A 19,464-nucleotide genomic window follows, 5' to 3' on the forward strand; every position below is an offset into this window, starting at 1 on the left:
CTGTTCGCCTACACCACTGTCAGTGTGATGACTGATCCTTCAGGTACTTCGGTGTCCACGGGATCCTGGTCCCGCACTGTGCCAAAGAAGCCGCCCAGGATATTGTCCACCTGCACCCGGAAGCCCAGGCTTTCGAGGGCCCGCTTCGCTTCCGCTGCCTGCTTGCCGATGTAGCTGGGAACCTCCACCATCCTGGGCCCCTTCGAGATGGTCAGGGTCACCGTGCCGCCGCGGGTGAGGGTGCCGTTGGCTGGAGATTGGCTGACAACAGCGCCCTCGGGGATGTTCCTGTCGAATACCTCTTCGCGGGCCACGTCCGCCTCCAGGCCGGCCGCCTCGATGGCATCCTTGGCATCGTCCTCGTCCTGGCCCACCACGTTGGGTACGGGGATCGGCTCGGGGCCTTTGGATACCACCAGGTTGACGGGTGTTCCGTGCCGGGCAGGGGTGCCGGCGGCCGGATCCTGTGACAGGACAAGACCCGCCGCTGCAGCTTCATCAAACTTCTCGGTGACTGTCCCCAAAGCCATTTCCGCCCCGTTCAGGCCGATCTTGGCTTCCTCGAGGCTGCCACCGGTCAGCCCGGGCAGCGGGAAAAGTTGCGGGCCCTTTGAAACAAACACCGAGACAGGCTGGAACTTCCGGATCTCCGAGCCGGCAGGGGGCTCCGTGCCCACCACGAGCCCACTCTGCACGTCGTCGTCGAAAACATCCCGGGTAGTGGACCGGAACCCTGCCTGGCTGAGGAGTTGCTGGGCCTGTGCCACCGTCTTGTTCGCCACGGCAGGGATGGCCGCGGCCGAGCCCGGCCCCATGCCAAAGAACCACCCGGCCCCTGTTGCCAGCAAGGCGGCAATGAGCAGGATAACCACCCACAGGACCCCTCGGCGGCGCGGTCTTCCCTCGCGCAGGTTACGTACCGGGGTGGCTGCGGCGCGTGCACGGGCTTTCTCGTTCTCCTTGTCAGCTTTGCGCTGGGCCCGCTTGCTCATCGCTGCAGGTGCCGCGGCAGCCCACGCGTCATCATCCGTCCCGGGGGGAGTGAGATTGTGCCGAAGACTGGAAGCAGGAGTGCGGGCCTCCTGACCAGAACCCTGATCAACCTTAGGCTGCAGCGGGCGGTGCGGGGGCGCTGCGGGCCGGCCAAATGGCATAACGGTTGTTGGGTTGTTGGTACGGGCTATGACCTCGGTGTGGTTCGGGTTTTCGGCGGGGACGTGGCCGCCGGCATCGACGGCCGCGGGCGGTTGCAGGTCCAGTTCACGGTCGCTGAGGTTGGTCCTGATGTGGCGCAGGTCCTGGAGGAGCGCATTCCCGTCGATGGGGCGGTTCTCCGGATTGTTGGCGGTACACCACTGCACCAGCTCGTCCACCTCTGCCGCCAGGCCCGGCACCAGGGCCGAGGGTGGGCCGACTGTCCCGTTGACGTGCTGGTAAGCCACCTGGATGGGAACTTCGCCGGTGAACGGCTGCTGGCCGGTCAGCATCTCGTAAAGCATGATGCCCACGGAGTACACGTCACTCCGGGCATCAGCGGATTTACCGAGGACGAGTTCGGGGGAGAGGTAGGCAACGGTGCCGAGCAGCGCTCCGGTGCTGGTGGAGGTGGTGACCGCGCGCGCCAGTCCGAAGTCGCCGATCTTGATCCTGCCGTCTTCGGCTATCAGGACGTTTTCCGGTTTCACATCCCGGTGAATGAACCCGGCCGCGTGTGCGGCGCCGAGGCCTTCCACGACCGGATCAATCAGCGCCAGCGCGAGCCGGGGCGGAAGCGCACCCTTGGCCTTGATGACGTCCCGCAGCGTGTGGCCCTTGATGTACTCCATGACCAGATATGCGGTGTGGGCATCAGTGCCCTGGTCGAGTACTCCCACCACGTGGGGGTGGGACAGCCTGGCCGCAGCCTTGGCCTCCCGGCCCAGTCTGCCGAGGAAGCTCTCATCCGCGGCGAGGTGGGGGTGCAGCACCTTTAGGGCCACATCCCGTTCCAGCCGTTGATCGGTGGCCACATAGACGGTGGACATGCCGCCTCGCGCCAGCCTGTACCTGACGGCGTACCGGTTGTCCACCAGGGTTCCTACCAAAGGGTCTGACACGTGTTCCTGCACCCTACGATCGTAATCCAGCAAGCAAACGGGTCCGAACCCCTACAGGTCCGGACCCGTGCCGACTTTGGCCGCGTTGCGGAAGCGGGGGCCGGTGCTAGCGGAAGTTCTTCTGGTGTGCCTTGATGGCTGCAACGTAGGTCTTGGTGTCGTCGTACATGCCGTACTTGCTCACCGAATACTGGCCCTGGTAGTAACCGGCAATGGCTGAATCCCGGTCCTTGCTGGTGGCGAGGAGCTGGCGAATGATCGCCACCCCGGCCGTTGCATTGTCGTACGGATCCAGGAGGTTCAGCTTCCGTCCCACCAGGTCCGATGCCCACTCGCCTGAGCTGGGGATGACCTGCATGGTTCCGATGGCATTTGCAGGGGATACCGCACGCTGGTCGAAGCCGGACTCCTGGTGCGCGAAGGCGAGTGCGAGCGAAGGCTCCACGCCCATCGCACGGGCCGTATCCGCCACTATGGCGCGCATCTGCTGGCGGGACGGGACCGGCGAAGCGTTTAGGAGTGCCTTGTTTTTGTTCGCCGAGCTCACCACTGCGGCTGGGTAGCGAAAGCCAAGGAAGGAACTGGGCACCAGTGGCGTGACAGAGGCCGCCGGCTGCGGGGTCCGCTGGCCGGCACCAGGGATGGCCAGCTTGTTGCCCGGGTAGATCACCGTGCGCAGGTTCATTCGGTTGGCGGAAAGGAGCTCCGACAACTTCACCCCATGGCGCGAGGCAATGGCCGAAAGAGTGTCACCAGCCTTGACGGTGTACGAGCCGGATGCCGGGGCAGTAGCCGAGGAGTTCGCCAAGGCCGGAGCGGGGGCAGCCGGGGCGGGAGTGGCTTTGCCGCCGCCAACTTTCACTTTCTGACCGGGGTAGATGATGGAACGCCCGTTGAGGTTGTTCCAGGAAAAGACGTCCGCCAGGCTCACCTTGTGCTTTGCGGCAATGGCCCCAAGCGTGTCGCCTGGCTTCACGGTGTAGGTGGCACCGCCGCCGGCGGAGGAGCGGACTGCGGGAGCAGGCGCCGGAGCGGGCCTCACGGGCGCGGCGGCGGAACCCGAAAGCTTAATTTTCTGCCCCGGGTAAATGATGGTGTTCGCCTGCAGATTGTTGAGCTTCAAGACCTGGGCGGTGCTCAGCCCGAACCTGCCCGCAACTGCGCTGATGGTGTCGCCCCGGGCAATCGTGTACTGGGCGGGTGCTGACGGCCGGGCCGGCTTGAAGGCTGCGGGAATGGTGGTGGAGACGGACGACGCCGGGATGACGGCCGCCGTCGCCTGTGCCGCCTGTGCTTTCATGGCCGCCGCCAGGGTGGCTGGAATGGCACGGGCGGGCTGCTCTGCAGCTGCTGGCTGGGCGAGGGCCAAGGATGACAACACAACCGCTGGCAACGCTGCCGTAGTGGCAGCGATCATGGGCAGACTCGGCTTGGGGGGCTGCTTGGGCGAGCGGGACATCGTCATAGAAAGAATCCTCTTCTCAACTGCGGGCGCGGGCGGGGATGCCGCTGGTACTACTTCGATACTACTGTTACTCGTGTTATTGCTGTTACGAAAGTGATCTATGTGAATCTCTCACGAAATCGCGTGTAGCACAAGAATTCCGGCATTTCCCGCAAGCAGGAATTTGTGGAGTGTCCGCAGCTCAAAAGCGCCGTTGGCAATTTATCGACTAGGCGCGACGGTATGCACCATGGCAACCTTGATCCGTGAGTACTGTAGAAAACCTGGTGGGCGAATGGTTGCCCTTGCCCGACGTCGCCCAATTGTTGGATGTTTCCATCACTAAAGTCCATAGCCTGCTTGACGAGCATGCCCTGGCGGCTTTGCGGGTGGGAGAGCGGAATATCCGTTCGGTCCCGGCCGAATTCATCCAGGACGGCCAGGTGGTGGACAGCCTTAAAGGCACCATTGTTGTGCTCGCAGACGCGGGCTACTCTGACGAGGACCTCATTATCTGGCTTTTCACGCCTGACGAATCGCTGCGCGGACGTCCCATTGACGCCTTGCGGGAGGGCCGCAAGACAGAAATCAGGCGCAGGGCGCAGACCCTGGCCTGGTAGCTGTCGCCCTAAGGCGCAGAATCAGGAGGCGCGGCTGACGGTTGCTTCAGCCAGCCTCCGCAGGGCGGTTTTCGGCATTTCGTCCAAGGGAAGCGACTCGAGGGCATCGAATGCTGCCGCCCCGAATTCGTTGATGAGGACTTCGGTGGCCTGCAAGGCCCCCGACTCTTCGATAATCCGCCGGATCTCAAGAATGTCCTCGTCGGCGAGGTCGGGGCTGCCCAGCCGGGCATCGATGAAGGCGGATTCGGCTTCCGACGCCTGGTCCAGGGCAAGCGCCACCAGCACCGTCCGCTTGCCTTCGCGCAGGTCGTCCCCGGCAGGCTTGCCAGTGGTGAGCGGATCACCGAAGACGCCCAGCACGTCGTCACGAAGCTGGAAGGCCTCGCCAAGGGGCAAAGCAAATGCCGAGTAGCCGCGGAGTAATTCGTTCGAAGCGCCGGCGAGTGCTCCTCCCAGCGCCAGCGGGTGCTCCGTTGAATACTTGGCCGACTTGAACCTGATGATCGACTGCGCCCTGCTGACGGCGCCCGCGCGGTCCCGTACCGGTCCGGCCACTTCCTCCAGGATGTCCAAGTACTGGCCGGCCATCACCTCTGCCCGCATGAGGTTGAAGATCAGCCGGGCCCTGCTGCCCGCAGCAGCCCGGTCGCCGATATCCGTAAACGCTTCTTCACTGAATGAGAGGCATAGGTCCCCGGTGAGGATTGCAGCGGCCTGTCCGAACCGTTCGCTGTCCAGTGCCCAGCCGCGGGTCCCATGGAGCTGGCTGAAGCGGCGGTGGACGCTGGGTCCGCCCCGCCTGGTGTCCGAGCGGTCAATAATGTCGTCATGGATCAGCGCGGCGGCCTGGAACAACTCCAGCGCCGCTCCGGCCGTCACTACCTGCTGGGCGGACGGATCACCGCCGGCGCCCCGCCACCCCCAGTAGCACATCAGGGCCCGAAGGCGCTTTCCGCCAGTCACCAAATTGGAGATGGAACCCATGATGGGTTCGATGTCCGGGGAGATGGCGGACATGATGGACTGCCGGGACGTGAGAAAGTCAGTCAGTTCACCGGCTACCGCCGCCACGAAGGCGGCCTGTTCATTCCTTAGCTGCTCAGCTGCCGTCACTTGGCTGACTCAGCTGCCACGTTGGCGCCGATGGTAAAGGTGACAACTCCGGCCGCTTCCACCGCGGAGAGATTAACCGTCTCATTGCCTCCCCGAACGAAGTCCTTTGAAGCCACCGCCCCCACGGCTTCACCCGGGACTGCCTTGAACCCGCGCGCCTCAAGTTCCTTGGTGTAGAAGTCCAAAACGGCCGCAGTGGGCGAAGTGATGGTGGCAACCAAGGCGACGGTGGCCGGCTTTGACGCCTTATCGAAGCTGCTGGACACCACACGCGCACCCGGCATGAGCGGCAGGAGCTGCTGGGGGAAACCTTGGACGACGGCACCTACCGTTGCGGAGGTGTTGGGCGAGGCGGAGGGGCTGGCCGAGGCTGTCATGGTGGACTGGACAGTTTCCGGTGCAGAGGCCGAAGCAGTGGGATCCGGTGTTCCTGACGGCGTTGGGCTGCACGCGGCGAGGGCCAGCGCTGCCCCTGCAGCGAAAGCCGCCAGGGCTGCTGGCCTAAGGTTTCCAATGACCGTCACAGGGACATTCCTCCTGGTGTAGATGCCGGATTCAGCCTCCAGTTTAGTCAGTACAAAGCGATATGATTGCAGCCGTGGCACCTGTTGGGACGAACGAGCTGGCCGGAGCAGGTCTCCGGGGCCGCAGGCGCAAGTGCATTATGCACGTGGACATGGACGCTTTTTTCGTCTCCGTTGAACTGCGCACGCGGCCCGAGCTGAGGGGCAGGCCCGTCATCGTCGGCTATCCGGCGGAGCGCTCGGTAGTCCTGTCGGCGTCCTACGAAGCCAGGGCGTTCGGCGTCAAGTCGGCCATGCCAATGGCCGTAGCGATGCGAATGTGCCCCCAGGCAGTGATCATCGAGCCGCGGCACAAGGTGTACTACGAGGTCTCCGCCCAGCTGATGGCAATCTTCGAATCCGTCACTGAACTCGTGGAGCCGCTGAGCGTTGATGAAGCTTTCCTGGACGTCAGTGGCGCGATACGCCGGCTGGGCCCGCCGCGGGCCATCGGGGAGCTAATCCGGCAAAGGGTAGCCGCAGACCTGGGCATTACCGCCTCTGTGGGGATCGCTGAAACAAAGTTCGTGGCAAAAATCGCCTCCACCCGCTGCAAACCGGACGGACTCCTCCTGATTGGGCCGGACGAGACCGTCCCCTACCTCCACAGCCTGCCGGTTGGGGCTCTGTGGGGTGTGGGCGCGAAAACCACCGACGTCCTGGCGAGGACGGGTATCAAAACTGTCGCGGACCTGGCAGCCACGCCGGTTTCCTCCCTGCGGAAGATGCTTGGCGCCACCGGCGTCCACGTCCACCAGCTCGCGTGGGGAATAGATCCGCGTCCCGTGACGCCTGTCCGTCCCGAAAAGAGCATCGGGGCTGAAGAAACCTTTGCTGTGGACACCGCCGACGACGCCCTCCTCCACCGGGAACTGCTGCGGCTTTCGCACCGTACTGCTGAGCGGCTGCGGAGTTCAGGATTGGTGGCCCGGACCATCGCCTTGAAGCTGCGGTTCGCGGACTTCTCCACCATCACGCGCAGCCGGACGGTCCAGACGCCCATGGACAGTGCGCAGCACATTTACGCGGTGGCGCTTCAGCTCCTGGACTCCGTGGACAGGCCCATGACCGTCAGGCTGGTAGGAGTGCGGGCCGAGCAGCTTGAAGAAGCCGCGCAGACCTCGCTCCAGCTGAGTATCGACCGCAGGGACGACAACTGGCGCGCCGCCGAGCAGGCTGTGGACCAGGTGGCCCGCAAATTTGGCGGAAAGCGGGTTCTTCCGGCCCGGCTCCTGGAGCCGGGCAGCGGGTCCGGTTAGGCCCGGCCGATAAGCGGCCCGGAGAGTGCCGGGAAAGTCTTTGCCGTCTTTCAGAACGGCACTGAACAAACTATCCTTGTAGATACGAAGTTTTTGAGTGACTGGACTTACTACCGGGCTCTCTTGGACATGCTTCCGCCCAGGCGACGGCATGCCTGGTTACCGCTTTTCGCCATAGCCGGCGGGGTGGGAACCACGAAGGCACGCCGAACGTTATCCGTGCAGGAGTACTGGCTGGGATCAGCCCGGACGTTGGCCTACAAAAGGAGGTCGTGATGCCGCTGTCGGAGCACGAACAGAAGCTGCTTGAGCAGCTGGAGAAGCAGCTTCACGAGGACGATCCAAAGTTCGCGAATTCCATGGGGTCGGACCCCGGGCGCTCGTGGTCGACGAGACACGTCGTGATCGGCGTCCTTTGTGCGCTGGCCGGCGTCTTCCTTTTACTGGTGGGCGTCACCCTTCAAAACATCTTTGTTGGTGTCCTGGGCTTCATTGTGATGGGCGGCGGCGTCTACTTCGCCACGATGCGCAGCAGTTCGTCCGCAGCCAAGGGCGCCAAGTCCGGCACGGGCAAAGCCGGCAAACAGCGAAGCTCCTTTATGAGCAGCCTGGAGGAACGCTGGGACGAGCGGCGCAGGGGCGAACCCTAACCTTTTCGGCGTCCGCTGGTACGGAGGCCCCCGGCACACCACTTCGCTCCCCAATATGGGTGGAGCGCGCTAAGAAGACCCGCTTCGGCGGGTCTTTTTGCGTTGAGGCAACCTTCAGGACCCACAGCAGCAACGCTTCAATCCGGTCGGCACCGTTTTGCCCGTCTGCAGGCCTCTGGCCGTTAAATGTCCTCCACTTCCCACCACCGGCTCATTTCCGCGGCTTTTAGCGGCAGTATTCCCAAAAACTGAGCCGCTGCACGCCCTTTCCGCGTTGACTGTGGTGGAAAGTGGAGTAATGTGGAGGACATAAGAGGGTGGTTGCAACATAAGGGATGTGCAGTTCCTGACATCGGACAGGCGGTGGGCCAGTGTTTCTTGGCACGCATTCGCCACGTCTGGATGAAAAGGGGCGGATCATTCTCCCCGCGAAGTTTCGGGAGGAACTTGCCAGCGGACTGGTCCTTACCAGGGGTCAGGAACGTTGCATCTACGTCTTCAGCGAGAAGGAATTTGCCCGGGTTCACGAGCAAATGCGGGAGGCGCCAATCTCCTCAAAACAGGCGCGGGACTACATCCGCGTCTTTCTCTCTGGAGCCTCGGATGAGGTACCTGACAAGCAGGGGCGCGTGACTATTCCGCCGGCGCTCCGGGAGTACGCAGGGCTCGGAAGGGAACTGGCCGTCATAGGCGCCGGAACCCGTGCTGAGATCTGGGATGCCCAGGCTTGGAATGAGTACCTCGCGGAGAAGGAGACTGCCTTCTCTGAAACCGATGATCCCATTCCGGGCATTCTCTGACCGGAACAGGGCAGCGGGCAGTTTTCTTGGCTGAGATCTCCAGCCGGCCCATCGGCTGGCCAACCTGGCTCACTTCCCCGGAGCCAGGCGGGCAGGGCGATAGGCGCGGATGGGGATCTGGGCCAAGAACCATACCAGGTGACGCGAGGGCGAGAGAGGACGGGCATGAACGAACAACCGAAGCCGACGTCCGAACGCCATGTGCCGGTCCTTCGGGACCGGTGCATCAATTTGTTGGCCCCCGGATTTGAAGCCGCCAGGAACCGCGGCGAAACCCCGGTAGTCATCGATGCGACGCTGGGCATGGGCGGCCACTCCGAAGCCATGCTGCAGCGGTTTCCGGACCTCCACCTGATCGGCATCGACCGGGATGAGGAAGCTCTTGCCCTGGCAGGGGAGCGGCTGGTGCCGTTTGTGGCGCGGACGGACCTGGTCCACGCCGTCTACGACGAAATCGAAGAAGTCATCGCTGACCTGGGCGTACCCGAAGTTCACGGAATCCTCATGGACCTGGGCGTGTCCTCGCTCCAGCTGGATGAGCGTGAACGGGGCTTTGCCTATTCATTCGACGCACCGCTGGACATGCGGATGGACACCAGCCGTGGGCAGACTGCGGCCGACGTCGTCAATAACTACAGCGAAGACGAACTCGTCCGCATCATTCGAAAGTGGGGTGAAGAGAAGTTCGCCGGACGCATCGCGAACAGGATCGTCACCTCCCGGGCCGCGAAACCCTTCACCACCACCGGCGAGCTCGTGGATCAGATCCGCGCCGTCGTTCCGGCGGGAGCGGCCAAGTCCGGGGGCCACCCTGCCAAGAGGACGTTCCAGGCCCTGCGGATCGAAGTGAACGAGGAGCTCGACGTACTGGAACGCGCGGTCCCCGCAGCCGTTGACGCTACAGCAATGGGCGGACGCATCGTAGTCATGTCCTATCACTCCCTGGAGGACAAGATCGTCAAGGGAGTCTTCCAGGCCCGCTCCAAATCCTCCGCTCCACTCGGGTTTCCAGTTGAGCTGGAAGAGCATAAACCCGAACTGAAGACCCTGACCAAAGGCACCGAAGTGCCAACCGCCGTCGAAATCGCCGAAAACCCCCGCGCTGCCTCAGCAAGGCTCCGCGCTGTGGAACGTATCCGAACCAGGAGAGCTTAATGAGCACCGCTGCCGTCAAGAACTTTCCCGTCGTTTCCGGTTCGGCGGCCAAGCAGCTTCCTGCGGGTTCGCCGGCCGGGCCGCGCCGGAGCCGCACTCCGCTGTCCGTAGTCCGGACCGCTCCCCGCAAGCGCCGCGCCCCCTTTGTGGTGCTGTGCTTCGCCATGCTTGCCGTAGCTCTGATCGCCGTTCTCGTCCTGAACATTTCGGTATCCACGGCGCAGTACCAGTTGGTGGAACTCCGCGGCAAGCAGAGCACGCTGACGAAGCAGAACCAGGACCTCACCCAGCAGGTCCAGAACTTTGAGGCACCCCAAAACCTCGCGGCGCAGGCGACGGAGCTGGGGATGGTGCCTTCCACCGTGAAGGGCCAGATTGACCTTTCCACCCTCTCCGTTACAGGCAAGGCAACCCCGGCTCTGAAGGACGGCGCCGCCGGTGCCGTTATTCCGGCGCCTGCTGTTGGAGGCCAGCTCATAGTGGTTCCGCCGCCGAGCAAACGGGATCCGCTGGAAGCCCGGAAGCCCGTCGAGGAAGCCCCGGCAGCTGCTCCCGCCGCTGCTGAGACCAAGCCGGCCCCTGACGCAACGCCCGCCCGGACACGGCCGTCATCCGCTCCGTCTGCCCCGCGCGTGGAGCTTCATGGCGGATCAGTACCTGCACCCGAGCAGAAGGTCCCCGGACAGTAACACGGCAGGTCTGACAGGCAACAGGGTCGAGCAGCAAGGATTATCACGGTGGCGCAGAAGACCGGCAAGGCACGAAGCGGCAAGGTCCCGAACGCCAAAAAGCGCCTTCGCCTGGGCCTGGGCATGATGCTGGCCCTCCTGCTGGTGGTGGGCGGCAAACTCTTCCTCGTCCAGGGACTGGACGTGGGGGGAATGGCCGAAGCGGCACTCAACAGCCGGATGAAGCGGACGGTCCTGCCTGCCGAGAGAGGCAGCATCCTTGACTCCCGTGGAACGGTGCTCGCCAACAGCGTGATCCGCTACAACGTGGTGGTGGACCAGCGGGTGAACACCAAAACCGAAACCTTCAAGCGCCTGGATACGGTGGACGGCAAAGAGAAGCTGGTGGACGTCAGCCGGGACCAGGGCCTCACCGAGCTGGCCGCCGCCCTGGGCATGGAGAAGGACGCTATCCGCGACGCCGTTACCGGCGAGCAGCCCTATTACATTGTGGCCAAGGACGTAAAGCCGGATATCGAGGACCGGATCTCCCAGCTCCAGATCCCCGGCATCGTCACGGAAGGCGTCAGCAAGCGGGTCTATCCCAATGGTTCCGTGGCCGGCGGAATCATCGGGTTCCTGGCCGACGGCGCTACCGGCCAGGCCGGTATAGAACAGACCCAGGACGAACTGCTGAAGGGCGCGGACGGCGAACGCCTGTTTGAGATCGGCGCTGACGGCCTGCGCATTCCCGTGGGCGTGGATGAGCTGACGCCGCCGCAGGACGGCAAAGACGTCAAGCTCACCCTCAACTCGGACCTGCAGTATTTTGCCCAGCAGGCCATCCAAAGCCAGTCGGACAAACTCGACGCCGAGTGGGGCGTCATCATTGTGATGGACGCCAAGACCGGGGACCTGGTAGCCATGGCCGACACCAATTCCCCCGATCCCAACGACCCCGGCCGGGTAGCCGCCAAGGACCGCGGCGTCCGTGCCGTCACAGCGGCATACGAGCCCGGTTCCGTTCAGAAGATGATGACCGCGGCGGCCCTCATTGAGGAGGGCAAGGCCAAGCCGCTGGATTCGTTCACCCTTGGCCCTACCTACACGGTGGACGGACAAACCTTCAGCGACTCCTTTGCCCATGGAACCGAGGAGCGCACCCTGGCGGGCATCCTGGGCTATTCCATGAACACCGGCACCGTCATGGCCGGCCAGCGCCTCAGCAAGGAGCAGCGGTACGACTGGCTCAAGAGATTCGGCATTGGTGAGGCGCCGGACATCGGGCTGCCGGCCACGGCCTCCGGCATTCTCACGCCCTGGCAGCAGTGGGACGGGCGCCAGGAGTACACGGTGCTGTTCGGGCAGGGCGTGTCCCAGTCCACCCTCCAGACCGTCCGGGCCTTCCAGTCCATCGCCAACAACGGCGTGATGCTTCAGCCCAGGCTCATCGATGCCTACATTTCCCCTGACGGAACCGAGGAAAAGGTGCCCGCCGCGCCGTCGCGGCAAACAGTGTCTGAGGACACGGCGCAGCAGGTCCAGGACCTTCTGGAAAGCGCTGTCACCGAAGGCCAAATCAAGGACGCGGCCATTGATGGCTACCGCGTGGGAGCGAAGACGGGCACCTCCGAATCACCCTGTGACGACGGCAAGTCCGGGTTCTGCGGCTACACCGCTTCCATGGTGGGAATGGCACCGATGGATGATCCGCGGTTTATTGTGGAGGTGGTACTCCAGCGGCCCAAGGGCAGTATTTATGGGATTACCAACGGTCCGGTGTTCCGGTCGGTCATGAGCCAGGCACTGCGGACCTACAACGTCCAGCCATCCACCGGCGAACCGGCCAGGCTGCCCCAGTTCGCCAAGTAGCACCCCGGCAACAGGCCGATCGCACCAGCAGCACCACCGGTTCATCCATGCCGGGCTCGATCCACTAGCACCATCGGAGATTCCTTGTCTGACCTTAATCCGTCCGATAGCCGCGCCGTTCCGGAAGGACCTGCCGGCCAGGGCCGCTTCCGCCCGTTAACTGTTGCAGCGGTCCGGCTGGCAAGCATCGGCGATGCCATTGACGTAGCGGTGCCCGGTCCAGCGGCCGAGGTGGAAGTCACCGGAATTTCGTTGAATTCGCGTGCCGTGGAGCCGGGGGACCTTTACGTCGCCCTTCCGGGCGCCGCCCGTCATGGTGCGGATTTCGTTCCGCAGGCCATCGAAGCGGGAGCCGTCGCCGTCCTCACGGACGAGGCCGGAGCCAGGCTGCTGGCGCTGTCCACCGATGTTCCGGTACCTGTGATCATTGTGGATTCACCCCGCAATGTGGTGGGGCCATTGTCAGCTTTGATCTATCAAAGCCAGCCGGGGGGCGGCCAGCCGCAGCTGTTTGGCGTGACGGGCACCAATGGAAAAACCACCACTACCTATTTCATCAACTCGCTGCTGCGTGCCCTGGGCCGGAAGACCGGGCTGATCGGCACCATTGAGATCAATGCCGGCGGGGACCCCATCCCGAGCCTGCTCACCACCCCCGAATCCACGGACGTGCATGCGCTGCTGGCACTCATGCGGGAAAGGGGACTGGCGGCGGCCGCCATGGAGGTCTCCTCCCACGCAATCTCGTTCCAGCGGGTTGACGGAGTTCTCTTCGATGTTGCAGGCTTCACCAACCTGACCCAGGACCACCTGGACCTGCACCTCACCATGGACGACTACTTCGCCACCAAGGCGGAGCTTTTTACGCCAGGCCGCGCCCGTGCGGCGGTGGTGACGGTCGACGACGAGTGGGGCCGCCGTCTTGCCGGCGCCACTGAGGTGCCGGTCACCACCCTCGCCACGTCCGCCGGAACCGCTGCCGATTGGACAGTAACGGGGACTGCCGCGCGCGGGCTCGGTACGGAATTCCTGCTCAGCGGCCCTGACGGCGTCCGGCTCACCGCGCACACCGGACTTCCCGGCAGCTTTAACGTTGCCAACGCGGCGCTGGCGGCAGTGATGGTCCTGACGGCAGGCGTGGACGCCGTCACGCTGCAGGCAGCACTGGACGAGCACGACCCCTTCACCGTAGCGGTGCCCGGACGCATGCAGCTGGTTTCCGATCAGCCGGCCGCGATCGTGGATTTTGCCCACAACACCGATGCGTTGGCCCGCGCCCTCGAGGCGGTACGGTCGCCGCAACCGGGGTCCCGCCTCATTGTCGTGTTTGGCGCCACAGGCCAGCGCGACCAGGGAAAGCGCCCGGCAATGGGAGCCATCGCAGCCCGGCTCGCCGATACCGCCATTATCAGCGATGACGACCCCCACGATGAGGACCCCGCTGCCATCCGCGCCGACGTCCTGGCCGGAGCCCGGGAAGCGAAGGAAGAGGACTCCCTGGAGTGTGAAGTCTTGGAAGTTTTCCCGCGCGCCGAGGCGATCCGGCGTGCCGTGGAGCTGGCCCGCCCGGAGGACACCATCCTCGTGGCGGGCCGGGGCCATGAAGTGTGGCAGGAGGTCAAAGGCGTCAACCTTGCCCTGGACGACAGGGTGGAACTGCGCAGCGCCTTGACAGCCAGGGGATTCAACGTTCTCCAAGACGACCGGATAGAGTCCTAGACCGAGATGATTGCATTTACTGCGGCGGAGATCGCCGACATCACTAACGGGCGCCTGGACGCCGATCCCGGCATCACGCCCCTTTCGGTGGTCACCGACTCACGCGAATCCACACCCGGTTCGCTCTACGTCGCAAAACCTGGTGAGCACGCGGACGGCCACGACTACGTGGCAGCTGCGTTCGCAGCGGGCGCCACCCTGGCCTTGGTGGAGCGTCCGGTGTCCGCGCCGGACGGAACTCCCTACCCCTCGGTTCTGGTTCCGGACGCAGTCCTTGCCATGGGCGCACTGGCCGCCGAAGCCGTGCGCAGGATCCGTGCCGAACGTGCCCGGGAAGGCAGCGAACTCACGGTAGTGGGAATCACCGGCTCGGCCGGAAAGACCACCACCAAAGACCTGCTCGCCGGCATCCTGGCCACACAGGGAAACACCGTGGCGCCGCAAGGGTCCTACAACGGCGAAATCGGTGTTCCGCTCACCGTCTTCCGCGCCGGAACAGAAACGCGCTACCTGGTGATCGAGATGGGTGCCACCGGAATAGGGCACATCCGGTACCTCGCGGAGCTGGTCAAACCCGACATCGGCGTGGTGCTCGCCGTCGGAACCGCCCACGCCGGGGAGTTCGGGGGAGTGGATAACATCGCCCGGGCCAAAGGGGAGCTTGTTGAGGCCCTTGCCCCGGCAGGCACTGCAGTGGTCAACCTCGACGACGAGCGGGTAGCTGCCATGCGTGCACGCACCGCGGCATCAGTGCTCGGGTTTTCCGCGGAAGGCCGCGGGGACGCTGCCGTGCAGGCACTTGGCGCCGACACCAATGCTGCGGGTCACCCCGAATTCGATCTCCAGCTGCCGGACGGCGAAACGGGCCTGCACGTGAGCAGCCGCCTGATCGGCGCGCACCACGTGGGGAACCTGCTCGCCGCTGCCGCCGCGGCGTGGGCTGCAGGCGTTCCCGGAAAGGACATAGCATCCTCCCTCAGTATTCAAACTGCCGCCAGCAGGTGGCGCATGGAGCGCACCGAGCGGGCGGACGGCGTCACCATCATCAATGACGCCTACAACGCCAACCCCGAATCCATGCGCGCCGCCCTGCGGACGCTCGCGGACCTTGGACGGGGCAGGCGCACCTGGGCAGTCCTGGGAGCAATGCTCGAACTGGGCGAGGAGTCCATTCGCGAACATACCGCCGTCGGTACACAGGTGGTCCGGCTCAACATCTCCCGACTCCTGGTAGTAGGCCGGGAAGCCCGGGCCCTGTACGTGTCAGCGGTGCAGGAGGGGTCCTGGGGCGACGAGTGCCTTTTCGCGGAGAACGTGGAAGAGGCCTACGAAGTGTTGGACGCCGAGCTCCAGCCAGGCGACCTGGTGCTGTTCAAATCCTCAAACAGCGTGGGGCTTCGCCACCTGGGCGATCGGATAGCATTACCCCGACAAACCCCGCAACCCGCCGATGAAAGGAGCACTCTGCTGTGATTGCACTTTTGATCGGCGCCGGACTGGCACTCCTGTTCGCCCTCGTGGGAACTCCGCTCTTTATCCGGCTACTGGTCCGCCGCGGCTACGGCCAGTTCATCAGGGATGACGGTCCCACCTCGCACCACACCAAACGAGGCACGCCCACCATGGGCGGGACAGTGGTGGTGGCGGCGGTACTGCTGAGTTACGGCCTCACCCACCTGATCATGCTGATGGTGAATCCCGGTTCTTCGGGACCCTCCGCTTCGGCCCTCATCCTGCTGTTCCTCATGGTGGGGATGGGGCTGGTGGGATTCCTTGACGACTTCATTAAGATTTCCCGGCAGCGCAGCCTCGGCCTCGACGCGAAAGCAAAACTGATCCTGCAGGCAGCCGTAGGCATCATCTTCGCGGTGCTCGCCCTGAACTTTCCCAACGGTGACGGTGCCACGCCCGCCTCCACAAAGATTTCGCTGGTCCGTGACCTGCCCTGGCTGGACCTTGCCTTCGGTGGAACCGTCCTTGGGGCCATCCTGTTCGTGGTCTGGTCCAACCTCATTGTCACCGCCGCAACCAACGGCGTAAACCTGACCGACGGCCTCGACGGGCTCGCTGCGGGCGCATCGGTGATGGTCTTCGGCGCCTATACCCTGATGGGGATCTGGCAGAGCAACCAGGCCTGCGGCTCGCCGCGCCAGGCTGGCAGCGGATGCTATTCCGTCCGCGATCCCCTCGACCTTGCGCTGCTCGCAGCCATCATGAGCGCCGCGCTGGTGGGCTTCCTGTGGTGGAACACCTCGCCCGCAAAGATCTTTATGGGGGACACCGGTTCACTGGCTATTGGCGGCGCCATCGCAGGCTTCGCCATCCTGTCCCGGACCGAACTGCTGCTGGGCATCATCGGCGGACTGTTCGTCCTGATCACCCTGTCCGTCATCATCCAGGTGGGTTACTTCAAAGCCACCGGCGGTAAGCGCGTCTTCAAGATGGCCCCGCTGCAGCACCACTTCGAGCTGAAGGGCTGGGCGGAAGTGACAGTGGTGGTGCGGTTCTGGATCCTGTGCGGGCTCTTTGTTGCCGCGGGGCTTGGCATTTTCTACGCTGAATGGGTGGTGCTGCTGTGACCGTTTCCTCCCGACTCGAGAACCTCACCAGCTGGGACTCCGACTGGTCCGGACTGCGCGTAGCCGTTACCGGCATCGGCGTCTCCGGATTCGCTGCGGCCGACACGCTCATCGAACTCGGTGCCCGGGTGGTGGTGGTGGACGCGGCCACGAGCGGGACGGCCAGGGCACACGCAGAAACCCTCAAGATCGTGGGCGCGGCCGATGTCCTGCTCGGCGAGGACGCAGTACACCGCATTCCCCGGATCGACGGCGAACTGCCCGAACTCATCGTGACCTCACCCGGGTGGCGCCCCGACCAGGCCCTCCTGGCAGCCGCCGCAAGGGCGCATATCCCAGTGTGGGGCGACGTCGAACTCGCCTGGCGGGTACGCGTGCGGGAAGGCCGCAAGACGGCGGACTGGCTCGCCATCACGGGAACCAACGGAAAGACCACCACTGTTGGCCTCACCGAATCCATGCTTCGGGCCGCCGGGCTGAAGGCCATCGCAGTCGGCAACGTGGGCAGGCCCATCCTGGATGCCCTCCGTGATCCTGTGGAGTACGACGTCTTCGCCGTCGAGCTCTCAAGCTTCCAGCTCCATTGGGCCCAGTCGCTCTCGCCCGTCGCCAGTGTCTGCCTGAACGTTGCAGAAGACCACGTGGACTGGCACGGCTCCTACGATTCCTACCTCGCGGACAAGGCCAAGGTTTACGAACAGACGCAAAAGGCCTGCATCTACAACGCCGAGCAGATTGAAACCGAGCGGATGGTGGAAGATGCCGACGTTGTGGAGGGCTGCCGTGCCGTCGGTTTCACCACCGTCACCCCGGCCATCAGCATGCTCGGCGTGGTGGAGGGACTGCTGGTGGACCGGGCGTTCATTGCCGAACGCAAGGACAGTGCTGCGGAACTTGCTTCCATGACCGACCTGGGCGCCTTCGCCCCACGCCATATGGTGGCCAACGCACTGGCCGCGGCAGGACTCGTGCGCGCCTACGGGGTGGATGCAAGAGCCGTCCGGCAGGGCATTCAGGACTACGTCCCGGGGGATCACCGCATCCAGCCGGTAGCCCGCTACAACGGTGTCCTGTGGGTCAACGACTCCAAAGCCACCAATCCCCATGCAGCGGCCGCCTCACTGGCGACCTTCAGCAACGTCATCTGGATCGCCGGTGGACTCTCCAAGGGAGTCACCTATGACGAGCTGGTCCGGGAACACGTCCGGCGGCTCAAGGCCGTGGTGCTGATCGGCAGCGATACTTCGGCCCTCACCGAGGCCCTCCAGCGACACGCGCCGGATGTCCCGGTGATCATCCCGGCGGCGGGTGAAACTGAAGTGGTGCAGACCGCCGCATCGGCTGGCGCCGTCCCATCCGTTACTGCCGTACCTGGCGAAACGGTGATGGCCAGGGCCGTAGCGTCAGCAGCGCAGCTCGCCGCATCCGGTGACACTGTGCTGATGGCTCCGGCAGCTGCTTCCATGGATCAGTTCTCTTCCTATGCTCACCGTGGCGACACTTTTATCGAAGCTGTCCGCGAGCTGGTGGAAGGGCAGGCCCAGACCGGCGAGGAGTAACAATGGTCAGTACGCCAACGCGACCGCAGCCAGTTAGGCAGCAGCCGGTTAAACAGCAGGGCGCCCAGCCACGCACCGGCTCCCCGGTAACAGCCGGTCCGCGTCCCGCGACGGCCGCCGCCAGGCTCCGGACCATGTACCGCAGGTTCTGGGCCGCCCTGGAAGGCACCGGCACCTCCCGGAACGGATCCACGTACTACCTCATCCTGGGATCAACGCTGGCACTGACCGCCATCGGCATCATGATGGTGCTCTCAGCCTCCAGCGTGGAATCCATTGCCGCCGGAAAGTCGCCGTATGGCGACGCACTGAAGCAGGGCATGTTTGCCGCCATCGGCATCTTCACCATGTTCGTGCTGTCCCGGATCAACGTTATCTGGCTCAAACGGCTCGCCTGGCCGGCGATCGGGGCGGCAGTGGTCCTCCTGATCCTCGTTCAGGTGGTGGGTGACGAGGTTAACGGCAACAAGAACTGGATCGACCTCGGGGGCATTACCTTCCAGCCGTCGGAGGCGTCGAAACTCGCCCTCGCGCTCTGGATGGCCACGGTCCTGGCCATGAAGGGAAAGCTCCTCAGCCGCTGGCAGCATGTGGCGATCCCTGCTGTCCCGCTGGCCGGAATCATCGTTGGCCTGGTCCTGGTTGGAAACGACCTCGGCACGGCCATGATCATCATGATGATTACGGCGGCCGCACTTTTCTTTGCCGGGGCACCGCTCTATCTCTTCGGCATCGCCGGACTGTTCGGAGCTGCCCTGGCCGGTGTTATGGCCGTTACCAGCTCCAACCGCATGTGCCGCATCACGTCCTGGTGGACCGGGCAGTCCTGCGCCGACGGCATCGATGCCAACTACCAGGCCACCAACGGCCTCTACGGCCTGGCCTCCGGCGGCTGGTTCGGCGTGGGCCTGGGGCAAAGCCGGCAGAAGTACAGCTGGATCCCAGAAGCCCACAACGACTTCATCTTCGCCATCATCGGCGAGGAGCTCGGACTGGTGGGCACCGTCGTCGTGCTCATCCTTTTCGCAATCCTTGGCGCGGCCATTTACCGCGTGGTGGTAGCACAGGAGGGCATGTTCCACCGTGTCCTGGCCGGCACCATCATGGTGTGGCTGCTCGGCCAGGCGACCGTGAACATGTCCGTGGTGACGGGCCTGATGCCCGTTATCGGTGTGCCGCTGCCGTTCATTTCCTACGGCGGGTCCGCCCTGCTGATGTCGCTGTGCGCCATCGGTGTGGTGCTCTCGCTGGCCCGGGAGCAGATGGCCCCGGCCATCCGGCCCAAGCGGATGCTGAAGTTCAAGGCCAAGCCGGCCAAGGCAGCCGCACCCAAGAAAAAGACTGCAAGAAAGCGTGCCTAAGCC

The 19,464-nt window shown here is 64.2% G+C and carries 16 protein-coding genes; 12 read left to right on the top strand and 4 right to left on the bottom strand.

The annotated features are described in order from the left end of the window. Positions 1-8 precede the first annotated feature (8 nt). The gene (gene pknB / locus M1E07_RS08520; protein ID WP_461189803.1) at positions 9-2,108 is read right to left on the bottom strand and encodes a Stk1 family PASTA domain-containing Ser/Thr kinase; all 2,100 of its coding nucleotides are present in this window, start codon (positions 2,106-2,108) and stop codon (positions 9-11) included. Positions 2,109-2,202: 94 nt separating this feature from the next. Further along, positions 2,203-3,561 (bottom strand): lytic transglycosylase, encoded by a 1,359-nt coding sequence (locus M1E07_RS08525; RefSeq protein WP_461189804.1) that lies wholly within the window; start codon positions 3,559-3,561, stop codon positions 2,203-2,205. A 245-nt stretch (positions 3,562-3,806) separates the two neighbouring features. Here M1E07_RS08525 and M1E07_RS08530 point away from each other — a divergent pair, with 245 nt between their 5' ends. Next, the gene (locus tag M1E07_RS08530; protein ID WP_461189805.1) at positions 3,807-4,160 is read left to right on the top strand and encodes an Rv2175c family DNA-binding protein; all 354 of its coding nucleotides are present in this window, start codon (positions 3,807-3,809) and stop codon (positions 4,158-4,160) included. Positions 4,161-4,181: 21 nt separating this feature from the next. Here the strand turns inward: M1E07_RS08530 and M1E07_RS08535 are convergent, their stop codons facing one another. After that, on the bottom strand, positions 4,182-5,276 hold the full coding sequence (locus tag M1E07_RS08535; protein ID WP_461189806.1) for a polyprenyl synthetase family protein: 1,095 nt from the start codon (positions 5,274-5,276) through the stop codon (positions 4,182-4,184). Continuing rightward, the gene (locus M1E07_RS08540; RefSeq protein WP_461189807.1) at positions 5,273-5,800 is read right to left on the bottom strand and encodes a hypothetical protein; all 528 of its coding nucleotides are present in this window, start codon (positions 5,798-5,800) and stop codon (positions 5,273-5,275) included. Before M1E07_RS08540 ends, M1E07_RS08535 begins: the two co-directional genes overlap by 4 nt. 140 nt (positions 5,801-5,940) lie before the next feature. Between M1E07_RS08540 and dinB the strand changes: the two genes are divergently transcribed. The 11 genes from dinB (at position 5,941) to ftsW (ending at position 19,461) form a co-directional block, all read left to right on the top strand. Beyond that, complete coding sequence (gene dinB, locus M1E07_RS08545) at positions 5,941-7,098, top strand: DNA polymerase IV (protein ID WP_461190359.1); 1,158 nt, start codon at positions 5,941-5,943, stop codon at positions 7,096-7,098. 275 nt (positions 7,099-7,373) lie between these two features. Then, positions 7,374-7,748: a DUF3040 domain-containing protein gene (locus M1E07_RS08550; RefSeq protein WP_461189808.1), complete on the top strand. Its 375-nt coding sequence runs from the start codon at positions 7,374-7,376 to the stop codon at positions 7,746-7,748. A gap of 371 nt (positions 7,749-8,119) precedes the next feature. Beyond that, the gene (gene mraZ / locus M1E07_RS08555; protein WP_018763545.1) at positions 8,120-8,548 is read left to right on the top strand and encodes a division/cell wall cluster transcriptional repressor MraZ; all 429 of its coding nucleotides are present in this window, start codon (positions 8,120-8,122) and stop codon (positions 8,546-8,548) included. 165 nt (positions 8,549-8,713) lie between these two features. Next, on the top strand, positions 8,714-9,703 hold the full coding sequence (gene rsmH / locus M1E07_RS08560) for a 16S rRNA (cytosine(1402)-N(4))-methyltransferase RsmH (RefSeq protein ID WP_461189809.1): 990 nt from the start codon (positions 8,714-8,716) through the stop codon (positions 9,701-9,703). Continuing rightward, entirely contained in the window at positions 9,703-10,392 is a 690-nt protein-coding gene (locus M1E07_RS08565) for a hypothetical protein (protein WP_461189810.1), read from the top strand. The genes rsmH and M1E07_RS08565 overlap by 1 nt, the downstream gene beginning before the upstream one ends. Before the next feature lie 48 nt (positions 10,393-10,440). After that, positions 10,441-12,243 carry a peptidoglycan D,D-transpeptidase FtsI family protein gene (locus tag M1E07_RS08570; protein WP_461189811.1) on the top strand — a complete coding sequence of 601 codons (1,803 nt, stop codon included), beginning with the start codon at positions 10,441-10,443 and terminating at the stop codon, positions 12,241-12,243. An 84-nt stretch (positions 12,244-12,327) separates the two neighbouring features. Then, positions 12,328-13,962: a UDP-N-acetylmuramoyl-L-alanyl-D-glutamate--2,6-diaminopimelate ligase gene (locus M1E07_RS08575; protein WP_461189812.1), complete on the top strand. Its 1,635-nt coding sequence runs from the start codon at positions 12,328-12,330 to the stop codon at positions 13,960-13,962. Between the two features lie 6 nt (positions 13,963-13,968). Next, positions 13,969-15,435 (top strand): UDP-N-acetylmuramoyl-tripeptide--D-alanyl-D-alanine ligase, encoded by a 1,467-nt coding sequence (locus tag M1E07_RS08580; RefSeq protein ID WP_461189813.1) that lies wholly within the window; start codon positions 13,969-13,971, stop codon positions 15,433-15,435. Continuing rightward, positions 15,432-16,541 (top strand): phospho-N-acetylmuramoyl-pentapeptide-transferase, encoded by a 1,110-nt coding sequence (gene mraY, locus M1E07_RS08585; protein WP_461189814.1) that lies wholly within the window; start codon positions 15,432-15,434, stop codon positions 16,539-16,541. The genes M1E07_RS08580 and mraY overlap by 4 nt, the downstream gene beginning before the upstream one ends. Then, a complete protein-coding gene (gene murD / locus M1E07_RS08590) occupies positions 16,523-18,100 on the top strand; it encodes a UDP-N-acetylmuramoyl-L-alanine--D-glutamate ligase (RefSeq protein ID WP_461189815.1) in 1,578 nt (525 codons plus the stop codon). The genes mraY and murD overlap by 19 nt, the downstream gene beginning before the upstream one ends. A 2-nt stretch (positions 18,101-18,102) precedes the next feature. Further along, positions 18,103-19,461: a putative lipid II flippase FtsW gene (gene ftsW / locus M1E07_RS08595; RefSeq protein ID WP_461189816.1), complete on the top strand. Its 1,359-nt coding sequence runs from the start codon at positions 18,103-18,105 to the stop codon at positions 19,459-19,461. Positions 19,462-19,464 lie beyond the last annotated feature (3 nt).

It is taken from the genome of Arthrobacter sp. Z4-13 (assembly GCF_054792705.1).

Bases quoted from the DNA above. Each gene is read 5' to 3' on its own strand.
- M1E07_RS08565 (WP_461189810.1), top strand. From the start codon at position 9,703: ATGAGCACCGCTGCCGTCAAGAACTTTCCCGTCGTTTCCGGTTCGGCG.
- murD (WP_461189815.1), top strand. From the start codon at position 16,523: ATGGGTGGTGCTGCTGTGACCGTTTCCTCCCGACTCGAGAACCTCACC.
- rsmH (WP_461189809.1), top strand. From the start codon at position 8,714: ATGAACGAACAACCGAAGCCGACGTCCGAACGCCATGTGCCGGTCCTT.
- M1E07_RS08550 (WP_461189808.1), top strand. From the start codon at position 7,374: ATGCCGCTGTCGGAGCACGAACAGAAGCTGCTTGAGCAGCTGGAGAAG.
- ftsW (WP_461189816.1), top strand. From the start codon at position 18,103: ATGGTCAGTACGCCAACGCGACCGCAGCCAGTTAGGCAGCAGCCGGTT.
- M1E07_RS08525 (WP_461189804.1), bottom strand. From the start codon at position 3,561: ATGACGATGTCCCGCTCGCCCAAGCAGCCCCCCAAGCCGAGTCTGCCC.
- dinB (WP_461190359.1), top strand. From the start codon at position 5,941: ATGCACGTGGACATGGACGCTTTTTTCGTCTCCGTTGAACTGCGCACG.
- M1E07_RS08580 (WP_461189813.1), top strand. From the start codon at position 13,969: ATGATTGCATTTACTGCGGCGGAGATCGCCGACATCACTAACGGGCGC.